Here is a 25,253-nt window from a genome sequence, read left to right as displayed (position 1 = left end):
CTCTCGATGAAGTTCCAGATCTCCGTCCTCCTCGATTATCGTCTCCCCCAGCCCATCTATCTGATGCTTCAGGTCGAGGCCTCAGCGCTACCGGGCGAGCAGCATGTCGCGCGCTCGCGTTTCGACGCGGGCACGCCTGAACATTTTGCCCGTATCGCCGCCCCCGACGGGATTGGCGAGCGGATCTGGGTTCGCTGCGGCGGGCGGCTGCAGGCGCGTTATTCCGCAATCGTCGAAGTCGAGCGCCGCGACCGGCCGCTCGAACCGCTTGCGCAGGTGCCGCTTCACCGCCTGCCCCCGGGCGTGGTGCAATATCTCAACGAATCGCGCTATTGCCCCTCGAACCAGCTCGTCCCCTTTGTCGAGGCCGAGTTCGGCCACATCGCGGGCGGCGCAAAGATCGCGGCGATGCGCGATTGGATCGCGCGGAGCTTCACTTATGCTGCGGGCACGAGCGATACTGGAACGACCGCGATCGACAGCTTCCTCGCGCGGCGCGGCGTGTGCCGGGATTATGCGCATGTCCTCGTCGCCCTCGCCCGTGCCGCCGATTTCCCAGCGCGCGTCGTCAGCGCCTATGCGCCCCATGTCGAGCCGCAGGATTTCCATGCGGTCGCCGAGGTGTTTGTCGGCGGTGACTGGCATCTGATCGATGCGACCGGAATGGCAGGCGCGGGAGATCTCATCAAGATCGCGGCCGGCCGCGATGCCGCCGACATCTCCTTTCTCACCGCCTATGGCGAGGCGCAGCTTGTCGACCAGCGGGTGAGCGTGAAGACCGCCTAGGCGCAGCCGAAAGCGTCGGAAGCGGGGGAGCGGCTGGCCGGACCCGCTCCCCCCGCGCCTTTTTGTCCTCTTAATGCCGTCCAGCCCGTGCTCCCCCCGCGCGAAGGTCTACGCCGTCCGGTCCTAGCGCCAGGATTTGCCTCGCGGACGCGGGGCATGGGGAGAAGGAGTACAGCGATCCTTCCCTGGGAAAGGCGTCGGCAAACTGGTCTTGAGCGCGCTGTAAACCCTCGTTGGCTTTGGCGAGAACCGGTTTCATCAAATGCAACCCTACCCCGCTGCCAACAGCGTGCGCACGGCGCCGGAAATCTCCCGCAGCGTCCAAGGTGCGCTTTTTAAAAATGACACAATTTTAAAGAGATATGGCCAAGAGCCGCGTTCCGCGCCCCTGCAAATTCATATATACTGGGCGGGGCGTCTCACCCTGAAACATGCAACTTTTGGGCTTAACTAAAATAATCTATTTGTTCGTCGTCAGAACATTCGGCACAACTCGCGGCGTAGATTAGCGGAGTGCGGGCCTCGTCTGGGGGTTGATGTTAGGCGGCGAGCTTGCGGTGCTGCAAGCGCCGATATTCGATGGTCTGTCGCTTGATCCTTTCTCGTCGTTCGATGATGGCCGGGGCCCTGCCGAAGTAGGCGTCGGCGGGCGTCACGTTATTTAGGCTCTCGTGATAGCGCTGGTGATTGTAATGTTCGACGAAGGCCTCGATCTGGGCTTCGAGGTCGCCGGGCAGGAAGTAGTTCTCCAGCAGGATGCGGTTTTTCAGGGTCTGGTGCCAGCGCTCGATCTTGCCCTGGGTTTGCGGGTGCATGGGAGCGCCGCGGACATGGCTCATTTTGTTGGCCTCGATATATTCGGCCAGTTCGCCGGCGATGTAGCTGGGGCCGTTATCGCTGAGCAGCCGGGGCTTGTGCAGCACCGTGGCGCTGTCACAGCCGGAAGCCGCCAAGGCGAGGTCCAGCGTTTCGGTTACATCCTCGGCACGCATGTTGGTGCACAACTTCCAGGCAATGATATAGCGCGAGAAGTCGTCGAGCACGGTCGAGAGGTACATCCAGCCCCACCCGATGATCTTGAAGTAGGTGAAGTCGGTCTGCCACATCTCGTTCGGGCGGGTAGTCTTGGTGTGGAACTGATCGGCGGCCTTTATCACGACATAGGCCGGACTGGTGATCAGATCGTGCGCCTTGAGCAGGCGGTAAACCGTGGATTCCGATACGAAGTAGCGCTTCTCGTCGGTGAAGCGCACCGCCAGTTCGCGGGGGCTGAGATTGGTCGCGTCGGCTTCCAGCGCCATTTCGATGATCTGGTTCTGGATGTCGTCACCGATGCGGTTCCACACGCGGCTCGGCGCCGATGGCCGATCCTGTAACGCTTCCGGCCCGCCCCCAAGATAACGGTCATACCAACGGTAGAACGTCCGGCGGGCGATGCCGAGCTTGTCCAGCGTGCGTTTGGCGGGCAGGTGCGACTGCTCGACGATCCGGATGATCTCGAGCTTTTCGGATGCGGGATACCTCATTCGTCGTCGCCCCCATCCGCGATCATGCTTTTTTCAGCAGACGGTTTTCGAGTGTCAGGTCGGCCACGCATTCCTTCAGGGCACGCGCTTCGCGGCGCAGATCCTGCACCTCGCCGGTGGTCGCGGCACGGGCAGTGTCGCCCGCCAGGCGGCGCTTGCCCGCTTCCATGAACTCCTTCGACCAGGTGTAGTACAGGCTTTGCGCGATGCCTTCCTTGCGGCACAGCTCGGCAATGCTGTCCTCGCCGCGAAGGCCTTCAAGCACGATGCGGATCTTGTCCTCGGCAGAGAAGTGCCGCCGGGTCTGCCGCCGGATATCCTTCACCACCTGCTCCGCAGGGGCCTTCGACGGCGATTTTGAATAGGAGGATTTGGGCTTCATCTTCGTTCCTTCGTCACTACGACGAAGCCCAAATCCTCCTTAAATCACAACCTCAAATCTGTGCCATTGGTGCTGACGGCGGACATTCTCGAACATCTGTTCCGACGGCATAAAGCGCGAGCTTTGCACCGCGCACAGGATGTCAGGATAGCCGAGGCGCACGGCGGCGCGGGGGAGAGCTTCGCTCAGCGCGGCCTTGAGCGCGTCGACGGTTTCGCTCGTCGGAGCGCTGATCGCGGTGAGATCGACATCGCCCGTCTGGCGCGGGCTCTCATAGACGACTCCCATAAGGATGCCGCCCTTGAGAAAGATTTCGTGCGCGAAGGGCGTCGTCATCCCGAGCGCGGCGAGGAATATCTCAGTGACCTGCCGCTCGAGATAGGCTTCAGGGTCAGCTTTCGCCTTTTCGATCCATTGGTCGATGTCGACGGTACAGCTTTCGATTTCGACCGGATCAGACATTGAGCGACAGCATCCACTTCTCTGAAAACTCGCTGGCGAAGGGTTCGCCGGCGACGAGCACGCGGCTCGACCCGCGCTGCGCAAGCGCCGACCACGCCGCGATGCGGGAATCGGTAACGCCCAAACGTTCGTCGAGGATATAACCGGCGCGGACCTTGAGGATCGGCTTAGGCGCTCGGTCGATCGTTGTCAGGACATCGTCCAGATAGGTGCGGACATGCTCTGACCAGATCTCCAAAATATGCGCCATGCCCCCGCAGCGCGCAGGCTCGTCCAACATATCGAGGAAGGTCTGGCCGATCGTCGCGATCCGCGCGAGGGTGCCCTTGATCGCAACATGCTCCCCCACATGCTTGGTCGAAAGTATCTCGAGGCGACGGCCGCGAACGCTCGCCGGATGGCGCACCGCCGTGGGCCGCTCTGCGGGGCCATTGAACCGATCGAGATCATTGTCGAACCGGATATTTCCGCTTGGCGCCTCCGCCTTGACGAGCTGCCGCTTCAGCGCCGCGGTGGGCTCGGTCAGGAACAGGGCTTCGGGGCGACGATTGGTGAGACCGTAGCGCTGCATCGCCGACATATGTGAGATATAGCAATAGGGATCGACCGAGCAGGCGATATCCTCGGCTGCGGCGTCGGACTTGCTCATCACGCGGTAGAGCGGATGATAGTCATTATCGCTTCGGATGATTCCCTCGGCCACGAGCAACGCGCGGGTACGGCGGAAAATATCGTGGTTTGGCTGGTCGCCCCGCAGATAACGCGCGTCGCCGTCCTTGTAAATTTGTGTCAGGATAGCGAAAATCTCGTAGTTCGAGAGGATCGGCCTATCCTGAGCGTCCAAACGACGCGCCAACGATTCGGCAAGATTGGTCATCCGCTTGCGTAATTGGAAGGGTCGAACCGCTTCTATTTTTACCTCCTACCCTATACCATATGTCCTAAGGACATAGGATAAACACCACTGAGGTAAACCTTTGCCCAAAAGCGAAGTGAGAAGATCGGCGAAGGGCTCTATTGAAACCCATCGCACCCACCTCTGTAGCCAAATTCGCAGCCGGCTTTGGCCGGCAGGATGCCGTCTGCTTCAGAATGTGAATCGGAGATAGCTTCCGTTGGCAGAGTGGCTGTTCGCTCCTAATCGCTTCAACCATCGGCGACTGCGCGCGGGCAGCAAGATGGAGCGGGTGAAGGGAATCGAACCCTCGTCGTAAGCTTGGGAAGCTTCTGCTCTACCATTGAGCTACACCCGCATTTCAACGACTTGCCTGATTTTCAACGCCATTTCGAAAATGGTTCTCGCAGGAGCCGATCGAAGACATCGCCTTTGCCGCCATCCGCTGTCTCGGTCAATGGGATTGATGCCGACAAGGGTTCGGCCGATAAATTCTTCGAAATTCTCGATGGTTTCGGCAACCCGCGGATTGGCCCTGGCCTCGGCCGCCGCCAGCAACGCCCAGTCTTCGGGGTCAACGAGATCCTCAAACAGGTCGATGGGCGGATATTTGTTTCGATCAGCCGGACTGCCGACGGTCAGCCAACTGGAGCCAGCGGTACATCGGGCATAGAAAATCACTAAGCGCCGCGATAGCTGTCGAGATAACGCCGGACGCGCATCAGATCGGTAAGCTGGCCACCTAGCATGACCTCGAGCGCCGAACGTCCGCCAAAGGCACGGTTGGGTGCCTTAATCCAGCGATAACCCCGCTTCCTCTCGGTGTAGAGCAGGCGAAGCGCCATGTGGATTCCGATCAGGTTCGACAGGCGCGCGGCCAGATCGACATTCCAACGGCCAAATACACCTTGCTTCCACCGCTGATAGGTGCGGATCGGCATGTCGCCGAGCAGGCAGGCAGCCTGGGCATCGGTGATGCCCCAATTATCGAAGAGACGGGTTACGACCCGCTGCATGGCCTGCACCTCCGCGTCCGAAAAGTTCGCCGCTGGTGGCGGCGGGGCAGGCTCAATCGGAACGAGTTCCATTAATGCCTCCCGCAAAAATTGTCGTGAATGGGTTTAGTTCACGGCAATTGTCAATGTGACGCCCAACGCTTGCGCGACGGTGCATGAATTTCGGCAGGCCGCCTCAATTTCCTGCGCTCGCAGTATCACAGATCGCGCCCACACTGGCTAGGGCATGACCGCGCGAGAACAAGTTCAGCCGCCGTAGCGTCGAACTGTTGCGCCTCGCGTATGCCAAGCGTTCAAGTATGCCGAGTAGACGTTGTCGTGCTCAAGACCGCCACGCTCGCCAAGCTCCAGCCGTATGATGTGAGGCGACTCGGCGGTTTCAACCGAAAGATCGGCGGCTGGTGTTTCTCGGCGGCTGTAGCCGGCGCCGCAGTGATTAGAGGTCCGCTTTCTGGCGGAGTCCGTCGAGCCATTCGCGCGACACTGTCTCGACTATGTCGCGCAAGCTTGTCACTGCTGCCTTGATCGCCTGCAGATCCTCGTTTTCGATGGCATATGCAGCCGAGTAACGAGCCTCGACATAGGCGCGTTTCGTTAACTCGAAGCGCCGGCGGTCGAGCTTCGTCGACCTCGGCCAGGCCTCTACAAGCCGTGGCTCCCGGTCCTCGGCCAGCGAACGCAAGAACTTCAAATTATGCGAACGCGGAACGTACTGGCTGCGAACCAGCAGATAGCAGGTGTAGGCTCGCTCGCCCGCTTGGTGGAGCAGGAAAGCGGCATCATTGCTTTCGTCCTCCTGGATAGCAAAGTTCGCCAGCTTGATCGCACTATCAACCTTTGCCAGCCAGTCCGCAAAATATCCGCTCGCCATTTCATAAGCGTCGGCCGCCGTCAGCGGCATCGGGGTGGCCAGCTCACTGCCGGGAAGATCGTACAGAACGACCCCGTCACGCGCGATGTCGACCCAAAAATATTCGCCGCGCTTCAGTCCGCGGTTCACCTCTTCGAGGGTGTGGACGATGATGTTCACCGGTCGCGCGATTGCGGTATCGCGCAGGATCTTGTCCTCCGCGACATACCAATAATCCGCGATCTCGGTGAGGTCTTCGTGGCTGACGATGATCAGCAGGTCATAGTCCGACTGATAGCCCTTCTCGGGCTCGTCGACCCAGTCGCCCCGCGCATAGCTGCCGAACAAAACGATCTTTCGGATCTTGCCGTTCTTCTTCCACGGCTGCGTAGAGCGCGAGGTCGCAACGGCAAATTCGTCCATCAAAATCCGCGTTGCCAGGGCGAGTTCCTCCTGATGCACCGCGGGCAGATGATCGACGTCAATCTTCATTCGAGGAGTCTCGCACATTCACGGCCCGTGGCAAGGCCCAACGCGTCAAAACCACATCGATGGGCCAAGATCGGAGGTCAAAACCATGCCGAGCCGATCACCGCAAAGTTAGAGGGAGCGGGGCCTGCCCAACGCCCACTCGGCATAGTTGAGCGCTCGGCATTATCGCCTCAATTCAAAATCAGTGACGAGGAGTTGAGTTGGATCGGCGAGCGCGTTGCTGCCCTTGAAGGCCTGGTCGAGACAATTTGCCGCGATCATCCCGCAGCACTGGGTAGCTCCGAGCGCGTCGCCGAGTGAGGCGAAATCCCTTTATCCTTACTTCTCTCGGCCGAAGGGGATTCGCTAGATGCGAACTCGTCTGGAAGAGGCAACTAGCGCGTGACCTCGCGCCATTCTCCTAGCGTGAGATCACCAATCTCCCATCCCCCTATACGCCACCGTACCAGCCGCAGTGTTGGAAATCCCACGGCGGCGGTCATGCGGCGTATCTGGCGGTTTCTGCCTTCGGTGATGGTGAGCTCGATCCATGAATCGGCTACGCTCTTGCGATATCGCACCGGCGGGTCGCGGTCCCAAAGCGGCGGCGGATCGATGCGCCGGACAGCCGCGGGACGGGTCGGACCGTCGTTGAGCATAATCCCTGCGCGAAGCGCAGCGAGCGCGGTATCATCGGGCTCGCCCTCGACCTGCGCAAGATAGGTCTTTGGCATCTTGTGCCGCGGAGACGAAATGCGGGCCTGGAGCGCGCCGTCGTCGGTCAGGATCAAGAGCCCCTCGCTGTCGCGATCGAGCCGCCCGGCGGGATAGACGCCCGCGACGTCAATATAGTCGGACAGCGTTGCGCGCGTAGTCTCGCTGCCGCGGTCCGTGAACTGGGACAGGACGCCGTAGGGCTTGTTGAAGAGGATGAGACGGCTCACGGGCGGCCCCTCTCGTTGCGGAAAGGCGAAAATACCGAAGGGCGAAGGGAGCGCGTCAAGAAAGAGCCCAAAAGAAAACCGGCGGCCGCTCGGCCGCCGGTCAGAACCTTATGCCGCTTCCTTCTTGCGGCTCGCTTTCTTGCGCTCGTGCGGATCGAGGATTGCTTTGCGCAAACGGATATTCGCCGGGGTCACCTCGACCATTTCATCCTCGTCGATATAGGCGATCGCCTGCTCGAGCGTCATCCGCCGCGGGGGCGTCAGACGGATCGCATCGTCCTTGCCCGTCGAGCGGAAGTTGGTGAGCTGCTTCGACTTCATCGGGTTGACCTCGAGGTCCTCGGGCTTTGCATTCTCGCCGATGATCATCCCTTCATAGAGCGCCTCGCCCGGCGAGACGAAGAGAATGCCTCGCTCCTCGAGGGGCCCGAGTGCGTAGGCGACCGCCTCGCCCGCGCCATTCGAGATGAGGACGCCGTTCTTGCGGCCCTCGATTGCGCCCTTGTAGGGGCCGTATTTCTCGAACAACCGGTTCATGATGCCGGTGCCGCGGGTGTCCGACAGAAACTCGCCGTGATAGCCGATGAGGCCGCGGCTCGGGCCGCTGAAGGTGATACGCGTCTTGCCGCCGCCCGAGGGGCGCATGTCGGTAAGCTCTGCCTTGCGGATCTGCATCTTCTCGACGACCGTGCCCGAATGCTCGTCGTCGACATCGATGACGACGGTTTCATAAGGCTCGGTGCGCTGGCCGTTCTCATCGGTCTGGTAGAGAACGCGCGGCCGGCTGATGCCGAGCTCAAAGCCTTCGCGGCGCATCGTTTCAATCAGAACGCCGAGCTGAAGCTCGCCGCGGCCCGCGACTTCGAAACTGTCCTTGTCGGCGCTCTCGGTGATGCGGATCGCGACGTTGGTTTCGGCTTCGCGGAGCAGGCGATCGCGGATCATGCGGCTCGTCACCTTGCTGCCCTCGCGGCCCGCCATCGGGCTGTCGTTGACCGCAAAGCGCATCGACAGCGTCGGGGGATCGATCGGCTGCGCGGCGATCGGCGTCGTCACGCTCGTGTCGGCGATGGTGTTCGCGACGGTCGCGTTGGTCAGCCCCGCGATCGCGACGATATCGCCCGCGCGCGCCTCTTCGACGGGAACGCGGTCGAGCCCGCGGAAGGCGAGGAGCTTCGACGCGCGGCCGGTTTCGATGACCTTGCCGTCGGCGTCCAAGGCATGGATCGGCTGGTTGACCTTGACCGTGCCCGACTGGACGCGCCCGGTGAGGATGCGCCCGATGAAATTGTCGCGGTCGAGCAATGTCGCGAGAAAGGTGAAGGGACCATCTTCATCGAGCCCCGGCGCGGGAACGTGGTTCACGATCGTCTGGAACAGGGGCTCAAGCGTGCCCTCGCGCGCTTCGGGGTCGGGCGAGGCATAGCCGCCGCGGCCCGAGGCATAGAGGATCGGGAAATCGAGCTGCTCGTCATTGGCCTCGAGCGTCAGGAAGAGCTCGAATACCTCGTCAAGGACTTCGGCGGCGCGCGCGTCGCTGCGGTCGATCTTGTTGACGACCACGATGGGCTTGAGGCCGAGCGCGAGCGCCTTGCCGGTCACGAACTTGGTCTGCGGCATCGGTCCTTCGGCAGCATCGACGAGCAGGATGACCCCGTCGACCATGCTGAGGATCCGCTCGACCTCGCCGCCAAAATCGGCGTGACCCGGAGTGTCGACGATGTTGATCCGCGTCGCATTCTCGCCTTCACCCCATTCGACCGAGGTGCATTTGGCGAGGATGGTGATCCCGCGTTCCTTTTCGAGGTCGTTCGAATCCATCGCGCGTTCCTCGACGCGCTGATTGTCACGAAACGTCCCCGACTGGCGGAAAAGCTGGTCCACGAGAGTGGTTTTGCCATGATCGACGTGCGCGATGATGGCGATATTGCGCAAAGACATGCGGGATAAGCCTTGATGGAAAGGGGCAGCGCCCGGAGCGCCGCGAAACGCCGCGCCCCTAACAGAAGCGCTGCTGCGGCGCAACAAAATTGCCGGGGATCAGCGGGAGGCTCCGCATGGCGAGGACGCGGCGCGATAATCCCCGTCCCATCGGCGGTAACCGGCGGTGTCGATGTAAAAGCGCGCTGCGCTGTAGATACCGAGACCGACGGCATGGCGTTGCCCCGTCCGCGCATGGAGGGCGCAGAGATTTTCGATCAGCTCGGAGCGCGGCATCGGCCGCACCGGAATGAGGTCGAGCGCGGCGAAGCGCAGGTGGCGGCTTGCTTTCGCGCCCTTGAAACAGAGGTTGGCGGCAGGCTCTCGGTAGCCCGAAACAACGCGCACCGGCCCGAAGGCGGGAACGAGATGCTCGCGCAAATAGCGGAGGGTTTTCGCCATCGCGGGCCAGTGCGCTGACGGCGGAACCGCGAAGGGCGCGGCCGATGGGCAGGTTCGCCAGCGCGCGTCGCTGCGCAGGATGTCGGCGAGGGGCAGCACGTCGCCGACTTTATCGCGAGCGAAATAGGCTTCGATCGCCGCAACCTTGGCCTGGGCCGGGCCGCCGCGCCATGTTTCAAACAGGTCGGCCTCGGCCCGCTCGGTCCGCTCTCGAATGGGAAGACCGAGCGCTATCACGATCGCCAGCGCGATCAGTGCGAGCGCCACCTTGCCTTTCACAGCATCGCGACAAGCCGCTCGGCCTCTCGCGCAGCAAGACCTGCCGCGAGGGCCAGATTGGCGTGAAAGTCGGCGCCGCTGCCTTCATTCGCCTCGTCGGTGACCGCCTTGATCGCGGCCCAGGGGAGGCCAAGCCGGGCTGCCGCCTGCGCGACGGCGCCGACCTCCATGTCGACGAGCGATGCCCTGAGGGTTGCCCCGAGGGAAGCGGCGGCATCGGGGCAGGCGATGAAGCTGTCGCCGCTCGCGATCCGCGCGTGAGCGAGGCCAAGTCCCGGGTCGGCCATCGCCGAAAAATGCGTCTCTCCCGGCTCGCCGATCGGCCACTCTCCGGCGCGGTATCGGCGGAACGCACGCGGATGCGCCGCGCCATAATCGTGCTGAACGGCCTCGGCGATCCAATAGGCGCGTCCCGCCTTAGCCCCAAGCGCGCCGCAGGTGCCGATTATCAGCAGCAGGTCCGCCTCTGCGCCGAGCGCGCCCGCCGCGAGCGCGGCGTTGACCTTGCCAAGCCCGGTGGTGGCAATGGTCAGCCGGTGGCCGTGCGCAGCGAGACGGCGGACGGCAAACATATCGCCATCGCGCGTCCCTTCGCGGGGGAAACACGCATCGGCTTCTTCGCTCAGCGCTGCGAGGAGAAGGATGTGCATCGCCCCACCTAGCGGCAGCGCGGTCCAAGCTGCAAGGATTCGCGTGCGGCCGTCCGGCTGCGCTTGCCAAGTGCCGTGCATCGCGCCATCGCTCGCGCCCATGCTATCGCGCATCTTCCCCGACCGCTTCGTGCCCGTGCTGCTCGCAACGATTTGCCTTGCGAGCCTGCTGCCCGTTCGCGGCGAGGCGGTTCCGCTCGCTGAAGGCGTGTCGACGGCGGCCATTGTGCTGCTTTTCTTTCTCAACGGCGTGCGCCTGCCGCGCGACGAGGTGCTGCACGGCATCCGCAACTGGAAGCTGCAGGGCGCCAACCTTGCTTTCTGCTTCGCGGCGATGCCGCTCCTCGGCCTTCTTGCACAGGCCGCGACCGCGCCGCTGGTGCCCGCGACGCTTGCGCTCGGCTTTCTGTTTCTCGGGGTCCTGCCCTCGACGGTCCAGTCAGCGACGGCCGCGAGCAGCCTTGCGGGCGGCAATGTCGCGGCGAGCGTCGTCGCAGCCGCGCTGCTCAACCTCACCGGGGTGATCGCCGCCCCGCTCTTGTTCGCCGCTCTCGCCGGCAGCGCTGCCCAGATCCACGGCGCGGCGGTGCTGCGTATCGCGCTTATCCTTCTCCTCCCCTTCCTCGCGGGCCAGGCAGCCCAGCGCTGGCTGCGCCCGTGGGTGCTCGCGCACCGCGGTGCGGCGACCTTCATGGACCGCAGCTCAATCGCCATCGCGGTCTATGTGGCTTTCTCCGCTGCGGTCGTCGGGGGCATCTGGAGCCTCCTCGACGCGCGTGAGATCGGCATTGCCTTTGGGGCCGTCGCGGCGCTGCTCGCCTTGTCGTTCAACGGCGCGTGGCAGCTCGGCCGCTTCCTCGGACTGACGAGGAGCGACCGCATCACGCTGCTTTTTGCCGGAGCGCAAAAGAGCATTGCGGTCGGCGCTCCGCTCGCAGCGACGCTCTTCCCCTCGGCAACCGCCGGCATGGTGCTGGTGCCGATCCTCGTCTATCATATGGCGCAGCTGATCCTCTCCGCGTGGATTGCGCCCTGGCTCAACCGCGCGGAGAAGGTGTAGTGCTTGAATAACACAGGTCCGCATGCCATATAGGCAGACGGCATCGGGGTGGAAGGAAAAGGAATGAGCGAGAACACCGCAACGGCGACCGCGACCGACGAGCTGAAACTGACCCCGCCCGAACCGCTGCCTCCGCTGGCGCCTGAAAAGGCGGCGGGGCTTGTGCCGCTCTCGACCGAACAGAAGTCGAAGCTGGAAGAACGCGTCGACAGTTTCATCGACGATCTCGTCGCGCAGGACGAGAATTCTCCCGAATTCGGCAAGCGGATCGACCAGATTACCAATATGGGCCGCAAGGAAATGCTCGAGGCGGCGAACCACTCGAACCGCTTTCTCGACCGCCCGATCAAGGCGATGGACCGCGACACCGACATCGGCCAGAATCTGATCGAGCTGCGCACCACGGTCGAACGGCTCGACCCCTCGGCGAACGGTAGATTGCTGACGAAGCGCGGCTTTCTCGACAAGATTTTCGGGAGCAAGATCACCAATTATTTCGCCCAGTACCGCAGCGCCCAAACGCATATCTCGGGGATCCTGACCGCGCTCGCCAACGGCAAGGACGAGCTGTTGATGGACAATGCCGCGATCGACGTCGAGCGCCGCAAGATGTGGGAGTCGATGGGCAAGCTCGAGCAGATGATCCACATCGCCAACACGCTTGACCAGCGGCTCGAGGCAAAGGCCGCCGAGCTCGACGGAACCGACCCTGCAAAGGCGAAGATCCTTCGCGAAAATGCGCTTTTCTACGCGCGCCAGCGCACGCAGGACCTTTTGACGCAGATGGCGGTGACGGTGCAGGGCTATCTCGCGCTCGACCTCGTCAAGAAGAACAATGTCGAACTGGTGAAGGGCGTCGACCGCGCCTCGACCACCACCGTCGGCGCGCTCAAGACGGCGATCACTGTCGCGCAGGCGATGACAAACCAGAAGCTGGTGCTCGAACAGATCACCGCGCTCAACACCACGACCGCGAATATCATCGATGGCACGTCGAAGATGCTCAAGGACAATACCGCGCGCATCCACGAGCAGGCGGCGTCGAGTACCATTCCGATGGAAACGCTGAGCCGCGCCTTTCAGAACATCTACGACACGATGGATGCGATCGATACCTTCAAGCTGAAGGCGCTCGACACGATGAAGACCACCGTGAACGCGCTCGAGGGCGAAGTCGCCAAGTCGAAGGGCTATATCGCGCGCGCCGAGGGCGCGAGCCAGGCGCAGGCGAGTGTCGGCGGTGCGGACAGCCCGCTCGCCGCGCTCGAAGCCTGAGGGCGCAATGACGATGAGCGAGGTCGACCGTACCATCCTTGCGGGACAGGCCGCGATCGAGCGCTCGCGCGAGAGGCGCCGCCCGGTCGGCACCAAGAGCCTGGCGCTTCGCCGTCAGCATCTCTTCAAGAAGATCGGCCGTATCGCGATAGGCTCTGGCGCGGTCCTGATCGCGGCCGCGCTTTTCGGTGCGCTGATCCGGCCCCTCGGGTTCACCGGCATCATGGCGGTGACGCTGCTGCTGATCGGCGTTGCGGTGCTCTTCGGCAAATGGCCGCCCTTTCCCGAGCCGCGCCAGCAGGATCTGCCCAAAACCGATCTCAAGCAGCTCGCGGGGCGCACCGAAATCTGGCTCGAGGCGCAGCGTCCGGCGCTCCCCGCCCCGGCGCGCCAGCTCGTCGACGGAATTGGCGTTCAGCTTGACCTGCTCGCGCCGCAGCTCCAGACGCTCGACCCTTCCGAACCCGCCGCGGCGAACATCCGCAAGCTGGTGGGCGAGGATTTGCCCGAACTCGTCGCGGGCTATCAGCGCATCCCCGCCGGCCTGCGCGGCGAGGCGCACGCCGGACGCACGCCCGACGAGACGCTGGTGGGAGGGCTAAAGATGCTCGAACGCGAGATCGGCGAGGCGGCGCGCAATCTTGCCGCGGGTGAACTCGACAAGCTTGCGACGCGCGAACGCTATCTCCAGCTCAAATATGAGGGACTGGAGGCCGAAGACGGACCGGGCAAGATCGCCTGATCCCTTCTCCCTGAAGCCTGGCGCCAGCGCTGCGCCGCGAACCCGAGCAGGACGAGGGGCAAGGGAAACGCACGCTTCCATTGCGCACGATCCGCGAAAGGCGCGATAAGCGGGGTGGCCGAGAGCAGCCACAGCGCCGCAAGCAGCGCCTCCAGGGCGAGCGCTTCAAAGGCGAAACTTCGCCAGAAGCGGCGCTGCACCTCCCTAAGCGGCCTAGGGCGGCGCCCTTGCAAGGTGCCATTCCGGCCGCAGGCTCTTTACTGCGGCTGCTTCACTTTAAGCCTGATGCCGTCGCCTTGGGCGACCTTGCCGAAAAAAAAGGGAGGAGGGGCAGAGCCTAGGCGAGGGCGCCCCCCGGCCGCGCGAATTGCCTTGCGGCCTTATTCTCGCGAGCGCGGGGGCTTGACCCTGAATTACATCGCCGCGGGGGCGGCGTCCCCGCCGCCCCGCGTCTCGGAGACGCCGCTGGATGATGCGACAAAGCCAGGTGTCGGCAGCAGCTTCCAGACTGCCCCGTCCTTGCTCATCCGCACCAGCAAACGGTCGGATTCCCAAAGTTCGACATGGATGCCATCGCGCTCGTTTCGGGCGACCTGAAAAGCTTGATCCGGGCTGGCCGCCTTGAATTCCACGCGGCGAGGGGGGCCCGACGCATCGTCGAGCAGCAACAAATGATAGGTACGCATTATAGCTCCATTCTGACAAGAGCTAGCGCCACCGGGCTCTCGGCATCAATCGATCGGCTGGCATGTAACGGGTCGACTACGGCACAGGCCGGAACCACGATAAGCCGATCTAGGGTAGGCCCGTAGTCGTCTTGCGAGCATAGCATGAAAAAGTCCGGGAACCTAATCGGCAGTGTTCGCCACCATCCCATCGCCCCGCCGCAGGCCGACTTTCGATCCTCGCCCGCCAACCCGACCTTGAAATCCGTAGATATTTGGGGCGGGGCAGGGCGCTAGAGGTTGGAGGGCGAGGGGCGGAAGGGCACCCCCCCGATCCAGTCCTGATGAGGCCCGGTCGTGGCGAATTGCGGATTCCGATGTGATCGCGCGCAGCGTTCCGATTTGATCGCGCGCAGCGTTCCGAGATGATGGCGCGCGGCGTTCCGAGAATTATCCGCGCAGCGTTCCGATGTGATCGCGCGCAGTTTTCGAGATGGAGAATCCTGATCGTAGGACCATTTTTCCGGTTGTTTAGCGACTGGAGGAATGGATGCCGACGAGGAGGATTGCGATGCGCCATGTGCGCGAGATTTTGCGTCTGAGCCTGGCAGGGCTGTCGACGCGGTTAGTCAGTGAGCGGGTCGGGGTTAGTCCGACGACGGTTCGCGATACGTTGAAGCGGTTCGCGCGCTCGGGGCTGGCATGGCCGGTTCCGGAAGCGATGACCGACGCGGATCTTGAGGCGCGGCTCTATGGCGTCTGCGGTGTGAAGCCTGGTCGGCGCAAGCAGCCGGAGCCGGACTGGTCTGTGGTGGCGCGCGAGCTGAAGCGCAAGCACGTGACGCTGCAGATTCTGTGGGAGGAGTATATCGCGGCGAACCCGGACGGTTACCGGTACAGCCGGTGGTGCGATCTGTTCCGGCGCTGGGAGGGCCGGTTGCCGCTTGTGATGCGGCAAGCCCATGCGGGCGGCGAAAAGATGTTCGTCGATTATGCAGGAGACAAGGTGCCGGTGGTGGTGAACCGCCGAACCGGCGAGGAGCGTGCGGCCCATTTGTTCGTCGCGGTGCTCGGCGGTTCGAGCCTGTCCTTTGCCTGCGCCTCATGGAGCGAGCAGTTTGCCGACTGGATCGAGGCGCACAATGCCGCCTTCGCTTTCTTCGGCGGCGTGCCGCAACTGCTGGTCCCCGACAATGCGAAAGTCGCGGTGATCAAGGCCTGTCACTTCGATCCGATGGTCAACCGTGGCTATACCGATATGGCACGCCATTACGGCACGGCGGTGCTCCCGGCGCGGCCGAGAAAACCGCGGGATAAGGCGAAAGTGGAGGCCTGCGTCAGGATCGTCGAACGCTGGCTTCTGGGCCGGCTGCGCAACCGGATTTTCTACAGTCTGGCCGAGGTGAATGCGGCGATCGCCGAATGCCTGGCTGAGCTCAACGACAAGCGGGTACTGCGCCAGTTCGGCAAGACACGCCGGGAGCTGTTCGAGGAAATCGATGCGCCGAACCTGAAGCCGCTCCCGGCCGAGCCATGGGTCTGTGCGCAATGGAAGCGCTGCCGGGTCGGGCTCGATTATCACATTGCCATCGAGCGCCATCATTACTCGGTGCCGTATCGCTTCGCGCGGCGCGAGGTCGACGTCCGCGTCACCGCGCGCACGGTCGAGATCTTCCTCGGTGGCGAGCGCATCGCCGTCCATATGCGCGCTTCGGGCAACGGGCGGCATACGACGGTTGCCGACCACATGCCCTCGAGCCACCGGCGATACGGCGAGTTGACGCCGGCGAAAATCCGCGAGGAGGCGGCGCGGATCGGGCCGATGCTGTCGCTTCTGATCGAGAAGATCATCGAGGATCGCCCGCACCCCGAGCAGGGCTATCGCTCGTGCGTCGGGAGTATTGGCCTTGCCCGGCGCTTCGGGCCTGAGCGCCTCGAGGCGGCCGCGCTGCGCGCGCTGGAGATCCAGGCGCGCAATTATCCTTCGGTCAAATCGATCCTCGAAAAGGGGCTCGACCAGGTTCCCGTGCGCCAGTCCCCGGAGCGCGCGCCGATCCTGCACACCAACATCCGGGGCTCTGGCTATTACCACTGAGAGGACGACAATGCTCAAACATCCGACACTTGATCAGCTGAACCAACTCGGCCTTTCCGGCATGGCGCACGCGTTTTGCGAGCTCGAACATAATGGCGATGCGACGAGCCTCAGCCATGCCGAATGGCTCGGGCTGCTACTCGATCATGAAGCAACATACCGCAACGATCGGCGTCTCGCCCTTCGCCTGCGCCACGCGAAGCTGCGCCATCATGCTGTTCCCGAAGACGTCGATTACCGTGCGCAGCGCGGGCTCGATCGCCGGCTGTTCGAGAGGCTGCTCAGGGGCGACTGGATCACCGCCCACGAGAACTGCGCCATCATCGGGCCTGCAGGCGTCGGCAAAAGCTGGCTCGCCTGCGCCATGGGCCACAAGGCGTGCCGCGACAATCGCTCCGTGCTCTACACCCGGCTGCCCCGCCTGATCGACGACCTGTCGCTCGCCAAAGGCGATGGCCGGATCGCCAGCCGCATGAAGAGCCTCGCCCGCGTCGACCTGCTCATCCTCGACGACTGGGGCCTGCAACCGCTCGACGGCAATGCCCGCCACCATCTGCTCGAGATCCTCGAAGACCGATACGGCCGCCGGTCAACGCTCGTGACCAGTCAGCTCCCGGTGGCCAGCTGGTTCGACCTGATCGGCGATCCAACCTACGCCGACGCCATCCTGGACCGCCTCGTTCACAACGCTCACCGCCTCGAACTCACCGGAGAATCCATGCGCAGGCAACTCGCCGTCGCAGCAGCTTGACCCGGCCACTAGCAACATGACATCTTTACCCGACGATCAGGTGCTCCAACTGCGCGCGATCAAATCGGAACGCTGCGCGGCATCAGATCGGAATACATGCGCGCGATCGTCGGAATCCGCATGGCGAATCAGCGGCTGACCGCGTGTATCGCGCGATTCATCATCATTGGGAGCGGACCGAGGCACGCGGCGACGGAACAATTGGTCGGATCGCTCGTTGTCGAAATGCCTAAAGGGAGGGTCGTTGCCTTCCCCATTGGGAGAGAGAAAATGAAAAAGTTTCTGACAATATTCGCCATGAGTGGTTCGCTGCTTCTCGTGTCTGCCTGCAATACAGTTGAAGGCGCTGGTCGGGACGTAGAATCGGTTGGTGAGTGTGCCGATGGTGTCCCCGGTAACTGCTAAATTTTATTAACCATTTGGCGAAAGTCGGGATCGTTTTCACCTATTATTGGTGAAGACGGCCCCCTTCCGAAAAAAATTTGCGAATGTTTCCGATCCAGCATTAGGAGCCCCCGCTTAAGGGAAAAGGCCTCCAGATTTCTTCTATCACTATAATGGCCGGCTATTTCCGCCCACCAGATTGCGCGGTCGCCGAGCCTCACGAGCTATTGTTTACCCCCACAGAAGTGGCCGCGGCGGATTTCGAGGAGCCCGCCTGGGGCGGCTTGGCCTCGCTCGTTCTCCAATGACATTTGGAATTATCGCGCATGTGAGATGAGAGATAATTCTTGTGCCTCGCATCGCTATGTGGAATTATCGCGCATGTAAAATGCGAGATAATTCCATGACGATCCATCTGGTTGGCGAGACGATCGATGCCAAGCGCGCGCACCAGCGCGTGCAAGCCGGCGACCTCGTGCAGCTCGTGCGAGGCATATATGTCGATCAAGATGTCGATGCCGACGCCACGATCATGAACCATGCAATCCGCATCGCTCATTATCTCTATCCCCATGCCTATTTGTCCTCGGCAAGCGCCGTGCTGCTTGCACCGACGCGCGATGGCCGGCTCTTTATCAGCGGCAAGCGCAACCAGCGCACGAGGCTGCGCAGCTTGGAGATTGTTCAGAACGAAGCGCCGCCGCAACCTTCGACCGCTTCAGCCGTGATTGGCGACGATCTGGGCGAGCTACGCATCGACGTATCCTCACCCCGGCAGCGTTTTCTGGAAGCCTTTCGCCTGCGCAGCGAGCATGCCAGCGCCCTTACCGCTGAGATGCGCGAACAGATGGCCGCGCGCCTCGTTGAGGAGTATGGCACGCCCAAGGATGCTGCCGATGCAGTCTGGGCGCTAGCGCGCGAAAATGGCTGGTATCGTGAAGGCGAAGGCGCCGAGCGCTTCCTTCTGGCGCGGCCCGGCACAGCCAAAGCGCCCGTCAACAAGGCGGCGCTGGATCTGATGGTCGCTTGGCACGGCGAGCCGCTCGGCCGCCTCACTCATGACGGCTTGGAGTGGCGCTGGAAGCCCGCCCGGCAACCGGGGCCGGTGCTCGTCCGGCAGACAACGCCCGGGAAACTTCCCGCGTTTATCGACTCCCTCTTGCCCGAAGGCTGGCTCGCCCAGGTGCTTCACGAGCGCGACGAGCGTGAGGCGTTGAAGCGTGGGCGGCGTTATATGTCGAACATCACCGTGGTCGAGGCTCGCGAAGAGATGGCGGAGCTGCCGGCGGACGTCCTCACGACGATGCTCGACGGCTTTATCGACGCAGGCCGCTTCACCGGTCGCTACGATGGCCCGGCGCGCGGCGCGATCGAGGAGAGTTTCGAGCAGAACCTCGCGCGCATATTCGCTCGCGCGGAAACGCCGCGCCTGTCGGGTGTCCAGATCAAGGCGCCGATGCATCTGGCGTCCGATGGCGCGCTCGTCCCGGCCATCGATCTGCCATTCACCCATATCCTCAAGCCGGCAGGCACCGCCGGCTTCGAGATGCTGCCGATCGTGGAATGGCTCTGCCTTGAACTTGGCCGAGCCGCCGGCTTTACAGCGCCGGACCTCGCCCTGACGGCGATGCCCGATGGCATGGCCCCAGCCCTCGTCGTAGAGCGGTTCGATATCCGCCAGGGACCGGACGATCAAAGGCGGATCGCGCTGGAGGATTTCTGTTCGGTCCTGGATCTTCCCGCCTCGGCGAAATATGATGGGACGATAGAGCGGATGGCGCGCGGACTGCGGCCGCTGTCGACCGACCCTGCGGCCGATCTCGACATTCTCTTTCGCCGCGCGGTTTTCGCCTGGCTGATCGCCGATGGCGATATGCACCTCAAAAACCTCGCGCTGCTCAAAATCGCTGAACCGGATGCCAAGACCTTCACCTCGGTTCGTTTCGCCCCGCTTTATGATGCAGTCACGACGCGGGTATTTCCGGGCCTTGGCGGCGATCGCATGGCGCTTAAGCTCAACGGCAAGGATGATCGGCTGACGCGCCGAGATTTCATGATGCTGGCGCGAACGATCGGTCTGCCCCAAAGCGATGCGGAGGCGGCGATTACTCGATTGACGGACAGCCTCGCACAAGCCGTGGAAACCGTCCGCCTACCCGCTTTTGCGGCCGAAGCCGAGGCCGCTGCTATAATCCAGGACCAGGTATTGGCCATTGCGGGCGAGCGCTGCAATGCGCTCGCCGACGATTGGGGTTAACTCATGGCGAGGGGCGGAAACTGCATTCGTCCCATCGGCGGCAACGGTCGCACAGTGCGTTCAAACCGGGTCACGACGCGACGATTGGTAATAGGAATATGCCCCAACTGCGGGCATTGTCCTTCTCCCGCCGCGCCCTTGGCCGGCCTTGTTTTGGAAGTCGACCTTGCCAGAACAGGGCCGCGCAAGGCGGTAAGCCGTTGATTTTCTGTGTGAGCGGCCCGAGACATGGGTGACACTCCGTACCGGAGACATGGGTCGTCTTGTCTTATGACTTTTCTGGCGGTTGTGGGCATTAAGGGCTGCCCGATCCGGGGTGGCCACCCCGGATCGGGCGGAAGGGGATGGATCGAAGTTGTCTCGGTCGTGGAGGACCGTCGATTAGTGTGATCACCCCTTTCTTTTCCACCAGACCTGGACGGAAACCAGGGCTTCGGGCCCGGATGACAAGAGTAGGACAGCGGAAAAGATGGACAATCCCATACCCCAAACCATCGGCATCGACATCTCAAAAGCGACCCTTGATGTATATGCCCATCCTGCAGGCTGCGAGCGGCAATTCACCAATACCGCCAAAGGCCACAGGGAGCTGATAGATTGGCTCGGGCAATGGCAGATCGATCGGATCGCCTATGAGGCTACTGGCGCATACCACCGACAGCTCGAGCAGGCTTTATCGGACCTGCCATGCGTCAAGCTCAACCCGGCTCGCGCACGGCGGTTCGCCCAAGCGATAGGCACTCTCGCCAAGACGGATAAGATTGATGCGGTGATTCTGGCCCGTATGGCGACGACGCTCCAGCCTCCCGTACGCCCGGCAAATACGCCCAAGCAAGCCAAGCTCGCCGAATTGATCAGCGCTCGCGATGGCTTGGTCCGTGATAAGATCGCGCTTCAAAATCAAGCGAAGAACCTGACGCTACCTCTCCTCAAGCGTCAGCACAAAAAGCGCCTGGATCAGATTGAGCAGCATATCAAACAGGTCGATGTCGAGCTTGCGACGATCATTGCTGCTGACGCAGAGTTGGCGCGGCGGCACGAAATCATCTCCAGTATTGCCGGGGTAGGCACACGTACCGCCGACCAGTTGGTCGCAACCATGCCAGAGCTAGGAGCACTGGATCCTAAACAAGTCGCTTCCCTTGCAGGCCTGGCTCCCGTCGCCCGTCAATCGGGGCAATGGAAAGGGCGCAGTTTTATTCAAGGGGGACGGGCCAATGTAAGACGTGCGCTTTACATGCCGGCCCTCGTTGCCGCCCGCTACAATCCAGATCTCAAAGCAAAATATCAAAGCCTCATCGCGTCCGGAAAACCGGCAAAGGTCGCTGTGGTCACACTTATGCGCAAGCTCATCGTCATGGTCAACGCGCTGATTAAAGCCGACCGCCTATGGGTTGAAAAACGGGCTTGATCACAACGGAAACTAATTGCGGACACCTTTCGCGGTCTCTTTTTCCAGTTTCGAAGCCTAATGCCTGCCTTGCCGGTTGCAGGGTCGTCTTCGCGGTCGACATGAGTCGCCGCATGATGGAGCTTCGCGGGGTGAGCCTTCCAATGTAACAGGCGCACTCGGCTGAGCCAGCGGTGCATCCTATGTGTCGGAATGGCTCTGCCCACGCCCCGGCAGGGAGGCGACCCAGGCAGTCGAAGGGGCGAGCGCCCGGGACGACTTTACTGCGCGGCTGGTGCACTCCTTTCAAAAAGCGTTCCTGACTTGAGCATCGCATGCATGGTGACGGCGAGCTTGCGCGCCAGCGCGACGGCGGCTCGCTTGAAGCCGATCCGTTCCTTGAGCTGAAGTCCCCAAGTTCGCAGCCGGTTGTCGGCGGTGCTGCGCGTCAGCATCACGGTTGCCGCCTCATAGAGCAGCCCGCGCATATAGCTGTCGCCCCGCCTCGAGATGTGCCCGTCATAGTCGACCTCGCCCGACTGGTAGCGCCGCGTCGTCAGCCCTAGCCAGGCGCCGACGGATCGTGATTTCCTGAAGTTCCCGGGGTCCTCGATCGCCGTGGCAAACGCCGTCGCAGTCACGGCGCCCACCCCTGGAATCGACATCAGGATCTGGCACGCCTCGCTCTTGCGCGCGGCCGTAACGAGCTGCTCGCCCAGCTCTGCTGCGCGCTGGCGGGCCGCACGCCAGACCTCGAGCAGCGGCCGCACGATCGACGCTACTTCCTGCTGGTCGATGAGACGCTCCTGGACATGTCTCTCGAACCGGCTGCCCTTGCCGGCTGGGACAACGAGACCGAAGGTCTTCATCAGCCCGCGGATCTGGTTGGAGAGTTCGGTCGTGATCCTGAGCAGTCGCATGCGCGCGGCGATCAGCGTCCGCGTTTGCATACTGTCAAAGCCCTTTACGCGCACTTCGCGGAAGAAGCCCACTTCGGCGAGCTGCGCCAGGCCATCGGCGTCGTTGGCGTCGGTCTTGTTGGCTGCCATATCCAGTGCTGCCTTCGCATGACGCGCATCGACGCAGATCGCCGGCAGACCCTCCTGCCTCAGCGCATGATAGAACCACACCGACAAAGGTCCGGTCTCGAACACGACCCGCTTTGCGCCAGGCGCATGCTTGCGGATCAACTCGGCGATCAGCTTCGGGTCTGAAGGACACTTTCCGCGCCAGATCCGCTCCCCCGCCCGGCGAATGGAAACGGCAGTGTCTTTCATCGAAACGTCAAGGCCAATATACTCGTCCATGGCTGTTCTCCGTTGATGTTGGGCCCGGCGTCTGATCGTGAGCCCGTACTTCCATCATACTGGGGAACAGCCACTCCTGGCATCACCGCGCGAACCACTAAACCCGCAATTACACCATGTTACACCTCCCGCATGCGATCGCATGCGGGAGGTGTCGATGCCGTGGAAGGAGTGTTCGGTAATGGAAGAGCGTATGCGCTTCGTTGTCCGCCTGCTGGACGGTGAACCGATGAGCGAGCTGTGTCGCGAGTTCGGCATTTCTCGCAAGACGGGCTACAAGATATTCAATCGCTATCAGCACCATGGCCTGGATGCGCTGACCGATCGATCGAGACGGCCCGTCCGTTACGCCAACCAGCTGCCAGAGCCAGTTGAACGAATGATCGTCCGGGCCAAGCAGGATAAACCCCATTGGGGTGCGCGTAAGATCCGTGAGCTGCTGGTCAGGCGCCTCGCCGGCGACGTGCGCATACCCGCGAAGAGCACGATCCATGCGGTGCTCGATCGGCACGGCCTCGTCCAGCGGATGCGAAGGCGCAAGCGCGCAACCGGAACGCCGCTCTCCCAAGGCGCCAAGCCCAACGATCTTTGGTGCGTTGACTTCAAGGGCGAGTTCAAGCTCGGCAATGGCCGATATTGCTATCCCCTCACCGTCACCGACCATGCCTCACGCTATCTGCTCTTGTGCGAGGCACTCGAATCGGTCCGCGAAGACCTGGCCTTTCCGGCCTTCGAGCAGCTGTTCAAGGAGCGTGGCCTGCCAGGCGCCATCCGTTCCGACAACGGCGTGCCCTTCGCCAGCCCCAACGGGCTCTACAACCTCTCCAGACTCGCCGTCTGGTGGCTCAGGCTCGGTATTGAGATCGAACGCATCAAGCCGGGGCGACCACAGCAAAATGGCCGTCATGAGCGAATGCACCTGACGTTGAAAAAGGAGGCAACCAGACCGGCAGGAGCCAACTTCCTCCAGCAGCAGGCGAAGTTCGACGCCTTCACTGCCGAGTTCAACAAAGAGCGACCGCACGAGGCGCTCGGAATGAAGGTCCCTGCCGATACCTATCAGCCCTCAGCGCGCGATTATCACGGCCTCCCAGAGCTGACCTATCCGCTCCACGACAAGGATGTCATCGTCACCTCCTGTGGACGCATCTGCATGCACAGAAAGAAGATCAACATATCGACCGTCCTCGCCGGACAGCGCCTCGGCATCAAGGAAATCGACGAGGGCATCTGGCTCGTCAGCTTCATGCATTACGACTTGGGATATATCGACTTGGAGCAGAAAACCCTGCAAACCCTCGACAACCCGTTCGGCGCGAGGTTGTAACATGGTGTAATTGCGGGTTTAGTGGTTCGCGCGGTGATGCCAGGAGTGGCTGTTCCCCAGTATGATGGAAGTACGGGCTCACGATCAGACGCCGGGCCCAACATCAACGGAGAACAGCCATGGACGAGTATATTGGCCTTGACGTTTCGATGAAAGACACTGCCGTTTCCATTCGCCGGGCGGGGGAGCGGATCTGGCGCGGAAAGTGCCCTTCAGACCCGAAGCTGATCGCCGAGTTGATCCGCAAGCATGCGCCTGGCGCAAAGCGGGTCGTGTTCGAGACCGGACCTTTGTCGGTGTGGTTCTATCATGCGCTGAGGCAGGAGGGTCTGCCGGCGATCTGCGTCGATGCGCGTCATGCCAAGGCGGCACTGGATATGGCAGCCAACAAGACCGACGCCAACGACGCCGATGGCCTGGCGCAGCTCGCCGAAGTGGGCTTTTTCCGCGAAGTGCGCGTAAAGGGCTTTGACAGTATGCAAACGCGAACGCTGATCGCCGCGCGCATGCGACTGCTCAGGATCACGACCGAACTCTCCAACCAGATCCGCGGGCTGATGAAGACCTTCGGTCTCGTTGTCCCAGCCGGCAAGGGCAGCCGGTTCGAGAGACATGTCCAGGAGCGTCTCATCGATCAACAGGAGGTAGCGTCGATCGTGCGGCCGCTGCTCGAGGTCTGGCGTGCGGCCCGCCAGCGCGCAGCAGAGCTGGGCGAGCAGCTCGTCACGGCCGCGCGCAAGAGCGAGGCGTGCCAGATCCTGATGTCGATTCCAGGGGTGGGCGCCGTGACTGCGACGGCGTTTGCCACGGCGATCGAGGACCCCGGGAACTTCAGGAAATCACGATCCGTCGGCGCCTGGCTGGGGCTGACGACGCGGCGCTACCAGTCGGGCGAGGTCGACTATGACGGGCACATCTCGCGGCGGGGCGACAGCTATGTGCGCGGGCTGCTCTATGAGGCGGCAACCGTGATGCTGACGCGAAGCACCGCCGACAACCGGCTGCGAACTTGGGGACTTCAGCTCAAGGAACGGATCGGCTTCAAGCGAGCCGCCGTCGCGCTGGCGCGCAAGCTCGCCGTCACCATGCATGCGATGCTCAAGTCAGGAACGCTTTTCGAAAGGAGTGCACCAGCCGCGCAGTAAAGTCGTCCCGGGCGCTCGCTCCTTGGGTCGCCTGGGCGCCTCCCTGCCGGGGCGTGGGCAGAGCCATTCCGAGACATGGGATGCACCGCTGGCTCAGCCGAGTGCGCGTGTAACATTGGAAGGCTCACCCCGCGAAGCTCCATCATGCGGCGACTCATGTCGACCGCGAAGACGACCCTGCAACCGGCAAGGCAGGCATTAGGCTTCGAAAA

The 25,253-nt window shown here is 62.5% G+C and carries 22 protein-coding genes and 1 tRNA gene; 10 read left to right on the top strand and 13 right to left on the bottom strand.

What is annotated here, in order from left to right; all coding sequences use genetic code 11:
• The first annotated feature begins 6 nt into the window (after positions 1-6).
• The gene (locus LH20_RS17220) at positions 7-786 is read left to right on the top strand and encodes a transglutaminase-like domain-containing protein (protein WP_053556350.1); all 780 of its coding nucleotides are present in this window, start codon (positions 7-9) and stop codon (positions 784-786) included.
• A 539-nt stretch (positions 787-1,325) separates the two neighbouring features.
• Here LH20_RS17220 and LH20_RS17215 read toward each other — a convergent pair.
• From LH20_RS17215 to LH20_RS17160, 11 genes are all read right to left on the bottom strand, one after another.
• Positions 1,326-2,694, bottom strand: a protein-coding gene (locus LH20_RS17215; RefSeq protein WP_148650901.1) for an IS3 family transposase whose coding sequence is annotated in 2 segments (ribosomal slippage) — positions 1,326-2,345 and positions 2,347-2,694 — 1,368 coding nt in all. Because the reading frame shifts where the segments join, the coding sequence is not laid out codon by codon here.
• Between the two features lie 39 nt (positions 2,695-2,733).
• Positions 2,734-3,156 (bottom strand): nucleotidyl transferase AbiEii/AbiGii toxin family protein, encoded by a 423-nt coding sequence (locus tag LH20_RS17205; protein WP_053555271.1) that lies wholly within the window; start codon positions 3,154-3,156, stop codon positions 2,734-2,736.
• A complete protein-coding gene (locus tag LH20_RS17200; protein WP_235527012.1) occupies positions 3,149-4,012 on the bottom strand; it encodes a type IV toxin-antitoxin system AbiEi family antitoxin domain-containing protein in 864 nt (287 codons plus the stop codon). Before LH20_RS17200 ends, LH20_RS17205 begins: the two co-directional genes overlap by 8 nt.
• Before the next feature lie 323 nt (positions 4,013-4,335).
• A tRNA-Gly gene (locus tag LH20_RS17195) sits at positions 4,336-4,409 on the bottom strand.
• The gene (locus tag LH20_RS23790; protein ID WP_083455471.1) at positions 4,400-4,732 is read right to left on the bottom strand and encodes a hypothetical protein; all 333 of its coding nucleotides are present in this window, start codon (positions 4,730-4,732) and stop codon (positions 4,400-4,402) included. Before LH20_RS23790 ends, LH20_RS17195 begins: the two co-directional genes overlap by 10 nt.
• Positions 4,732-5,139 (bottom strand): MbcA/ParS/Xre antitoxin family protein, encoded by a 408-nt coding sequence (locus tag LH20_RS17185; RefSeq protein WP_235527011.1) that lies wholly within the window; start codon positions 5,137-5,139, stop codon positions 4,732-4,734. Before LH20_RS17185 ends, LH20_RS23790 begins: the two co-directional genes overlap by 1 nt.
• Before the next feature lie 364 nt (positions 5,140-5,503).
• Positions 5,504-6,409 (bottom strand): HEPN domain-containing protein, encoded by a 906-nt coding sequence (locus tag LH20_RS17180; RefSeq protein ID WP_053555268.1) that lies wholly within the window; start codon positions 6,407-6,409, stop codon positions 5,504-5,506.
• Positions 6,410-6,783: 374 nt separating this feature from the next.
• Positions 6,784-7,332 (bottom strand): pseudouridine synthase, encoded by a 549-nt coding sequence (locus tag LH20_RS17175; RefSeq protein ID WP_053555267.1) that lies wholly within the window; start codon positions 7,330-7,332, stop codon positions 6,784-6,786.
• A gap of 108 nt (positions 7,333-7,440) precedes the next feature.
• Positions 7,441-9,273: a translational GTPase TypA gene (gene typA / locus LH20_RS17170; RefSeq protein ID WP_053555266.1), complete on the bottom strand. Its 1,833-nt coding sequence runs from the start codon at positions 9,271-9,273 to the stop codon at positions 7,441-7,443.
• Positions 9,274-9,372: 99 nt separating this feature from the next.
• A complete protein-coding gene (locus LH20_RS17165; RefSeq protein ID WP_053555265.1) occupies positions 9,373-9,993 on the bottom strand; it encodes a D-Ala-D-Ala carboxypeptidase family metallohydrolase in 621 nt (206 codons plus the stop codon).
• Positions 9,990-10,757 (bottom strand): 5'-methylthioadenosine/S-adenosylhomocysteine nucleosidase family protein, encoded by a 768-nt coding sequence (locus tag LH20_RS17160; protein ID WP_083455606.1) that lies wholly within the window; start codon positions 10,755-10,757, stop codon positions 9,990-9,992. Before LH20_RS17160 ends, LH20_RS17165 begins: the two co-directional genes overlap by 4 nt.
• Between LH20_RS17160 and LH20_RS17155 the strand changes: the two genes are divergently transcribed.
• The 3 genes from LH20_RS17155 to LH20_RS17145 all read left to right on the top strand — a co-directional run bounded on the left by LH20_RS17155 (position 10,744) and on the right by LH20_RS17145 (position 13,720).
• Positions 10,744-11,703: a bile acid:sodium symporter family protein gene (locus tag LH20_RS17155; protein WP_053555264.1), complete on the top strand. Its 960-nt coding sequence runs from the start codon at positions 10,744-10,746 to the stop codon at positions 11,701-11,703. The genes LH20_RS17160 and LH20_RS17155 overlap by 14 nt on opposite strands.
• 63 nt (positions 11,704-11,766) lie before the next feature.
• Positions 11,767-12,978, top strand: a complete 1,212-nt coding sequence (locus tag LH20_RS17150) for a toxic anion resistance protein (protein ID WP_053555263.1) — start codon at positions 11,767-11,769, stop codon at positions 12,976-12,978.
• A gap of 13 nt (positions 12,979-12,991) precedes the next feature.
• Positions 12,992-13,720 (top strand): hypothetical protein, encoded by a 729-nt coding sequence (locus tag LH20_RS17145; protein ID WP_235527010.1) that lies wholly within the window; start codon positions 12,992-12,994, stop codon positions 13,718-13,720.
• A gap of 413 nt (positions 13,721-14,133) precedes the next feature.
• On the opposite strand, the gene LH20_RS17140 is transcribed toward LH20_RS17145, so the two are convergent.
• Positions 14,134-14,406 carry a hypothetical protein gene (locus tag LH20_RS17140; RefSeq protein ID WP_053555262.1) on the bottom strand — a complete coding sequence of 91 codons (273 nt, stop codon included), beginning with the start codon at positions 14,404-14,406 and terminating at the stop codon, positions 14,134-14,136.
• Positions 14,407-14,956: 550 nt separating this feature from the next.
• Between LH20_RS17140 and istA the strand changes: the two genes are divergently transcribed.
• The 4 genes from istA (at position 14,957) to LH20_RS17115 (ending at position 21,283) form a co-directional block, all read left to right on the top strand.
• On the top strand, positions 14,957-16,480 hold the full coding sequence (gene istA, locus LH20_RS17135; RefSeq protein ID WP_083455470.1) for an IS21 family transposase: 1,524 nt from the start codon (positions 14,957-14,959) through the stop codon (positions 16,478-16,480).
• A 10-nt stretch (positions 16,481-16,490) separates the two neighbouring features.
• Positions 16,491-17,231 (top strand): IS21-like element helper ATPase IstB, encoded by a 741-nt coding sequence (gene istB / locus LH20_RS17130; protein WP_053552564.1) that lies wholly within the window; start codon positions 16,491-16,493, stop codon positions 17,229-17,231.
• Between the two features lie 787 nt (positions 17,232-18,018).
• Positions 18,019-19,872 carry a HipA domain-containing protein gene (locus LH20_RS17120; RefSeq protein ID WP_053555259.1) on the top strand — a complete coding sequence of 618 codons (1,854 nt, stop codon included), beginning with the start codon at positions 18,019-18,021 and terminating at the stop codon, positions 19,870-19,872.
• Between the two features lie 469 nt (positions 19,873-20,341).
• Complete coding sequence (locus LH20_RS17115; RefSeq protein WP_053552601.1) at positions 20,342-21,283, top strand: IS110 family transposase; 942 nt, start codon at positions 20,342-20,344, stop codon at positions 21,281-21,283.
• A 260-nt stretch (positions 21,284-21,543) separates the two neighbouring features.
• Here LH20_RS17115 and LH20_RS17110 read toward each other — a convergent pair whose 3' ends face one another.
• Complete coding sequence (locus LH20_RS17110) at positions 21,544-22,569, bottom strand: IS110 family transposase (protein WP_053553431.1); 1,026 nt, start codon at positions 22,567-22,569, stop codon at positions 21,544-21,546.
• Between the two features lie 181 nt (positions 22,570-22,750).
• On the opposite strand from LH20_RS17110, the gene LH20_RS17105 reads away from it, so the two are divergent.
• Together LH20_RS17105 and LH20_RS17100 are read left to right on the top strand one after the other, a co-directional pair.
• The gene (locus tag LH20_RS17105; protein WP_200905389.1) at positions 22,751-23,896 is read left to right on the top strand and encodes an integrase core domain-containing protein; all 1,146 of its coding nucleotides are present in this window, start codon (positions 22,751-22,753) and stop codon (positions 23,894-23,896) included.
• A 119-nt stretch (positions 23,897-24,015) separates the two neighbouring features.
• The gene (locus tag LH20_RS17100) at positions 24,016-25,041 is read left to right on the top strand and encodes an IS110 family transposase (RefSeq protein ID WP_053554139.1); all 1,026 of its coding nucleotides are present in this window, start codon (positions 24,016-24,018) and stop codon (positions 25,039-25,041) included.
• Positions 25,042-25,253 lie beyond the last annotated feature (212 nt).

It is taken from the genome of Sphingopyxis sp. 113P3 (genome assembly GCF_001278035.1).
Classification (GTDB): Bacteria; Pseudomonadota; Alphaproteobacteria; order Sphingomonadales; family Sphingomonadaceae; genus Sphingopyxis.
The sequence above is the reverse complement of the archived record's forward strand: the minus strand, read 5'-3'. Positions and strand labels throughout refer to the sequence as shown.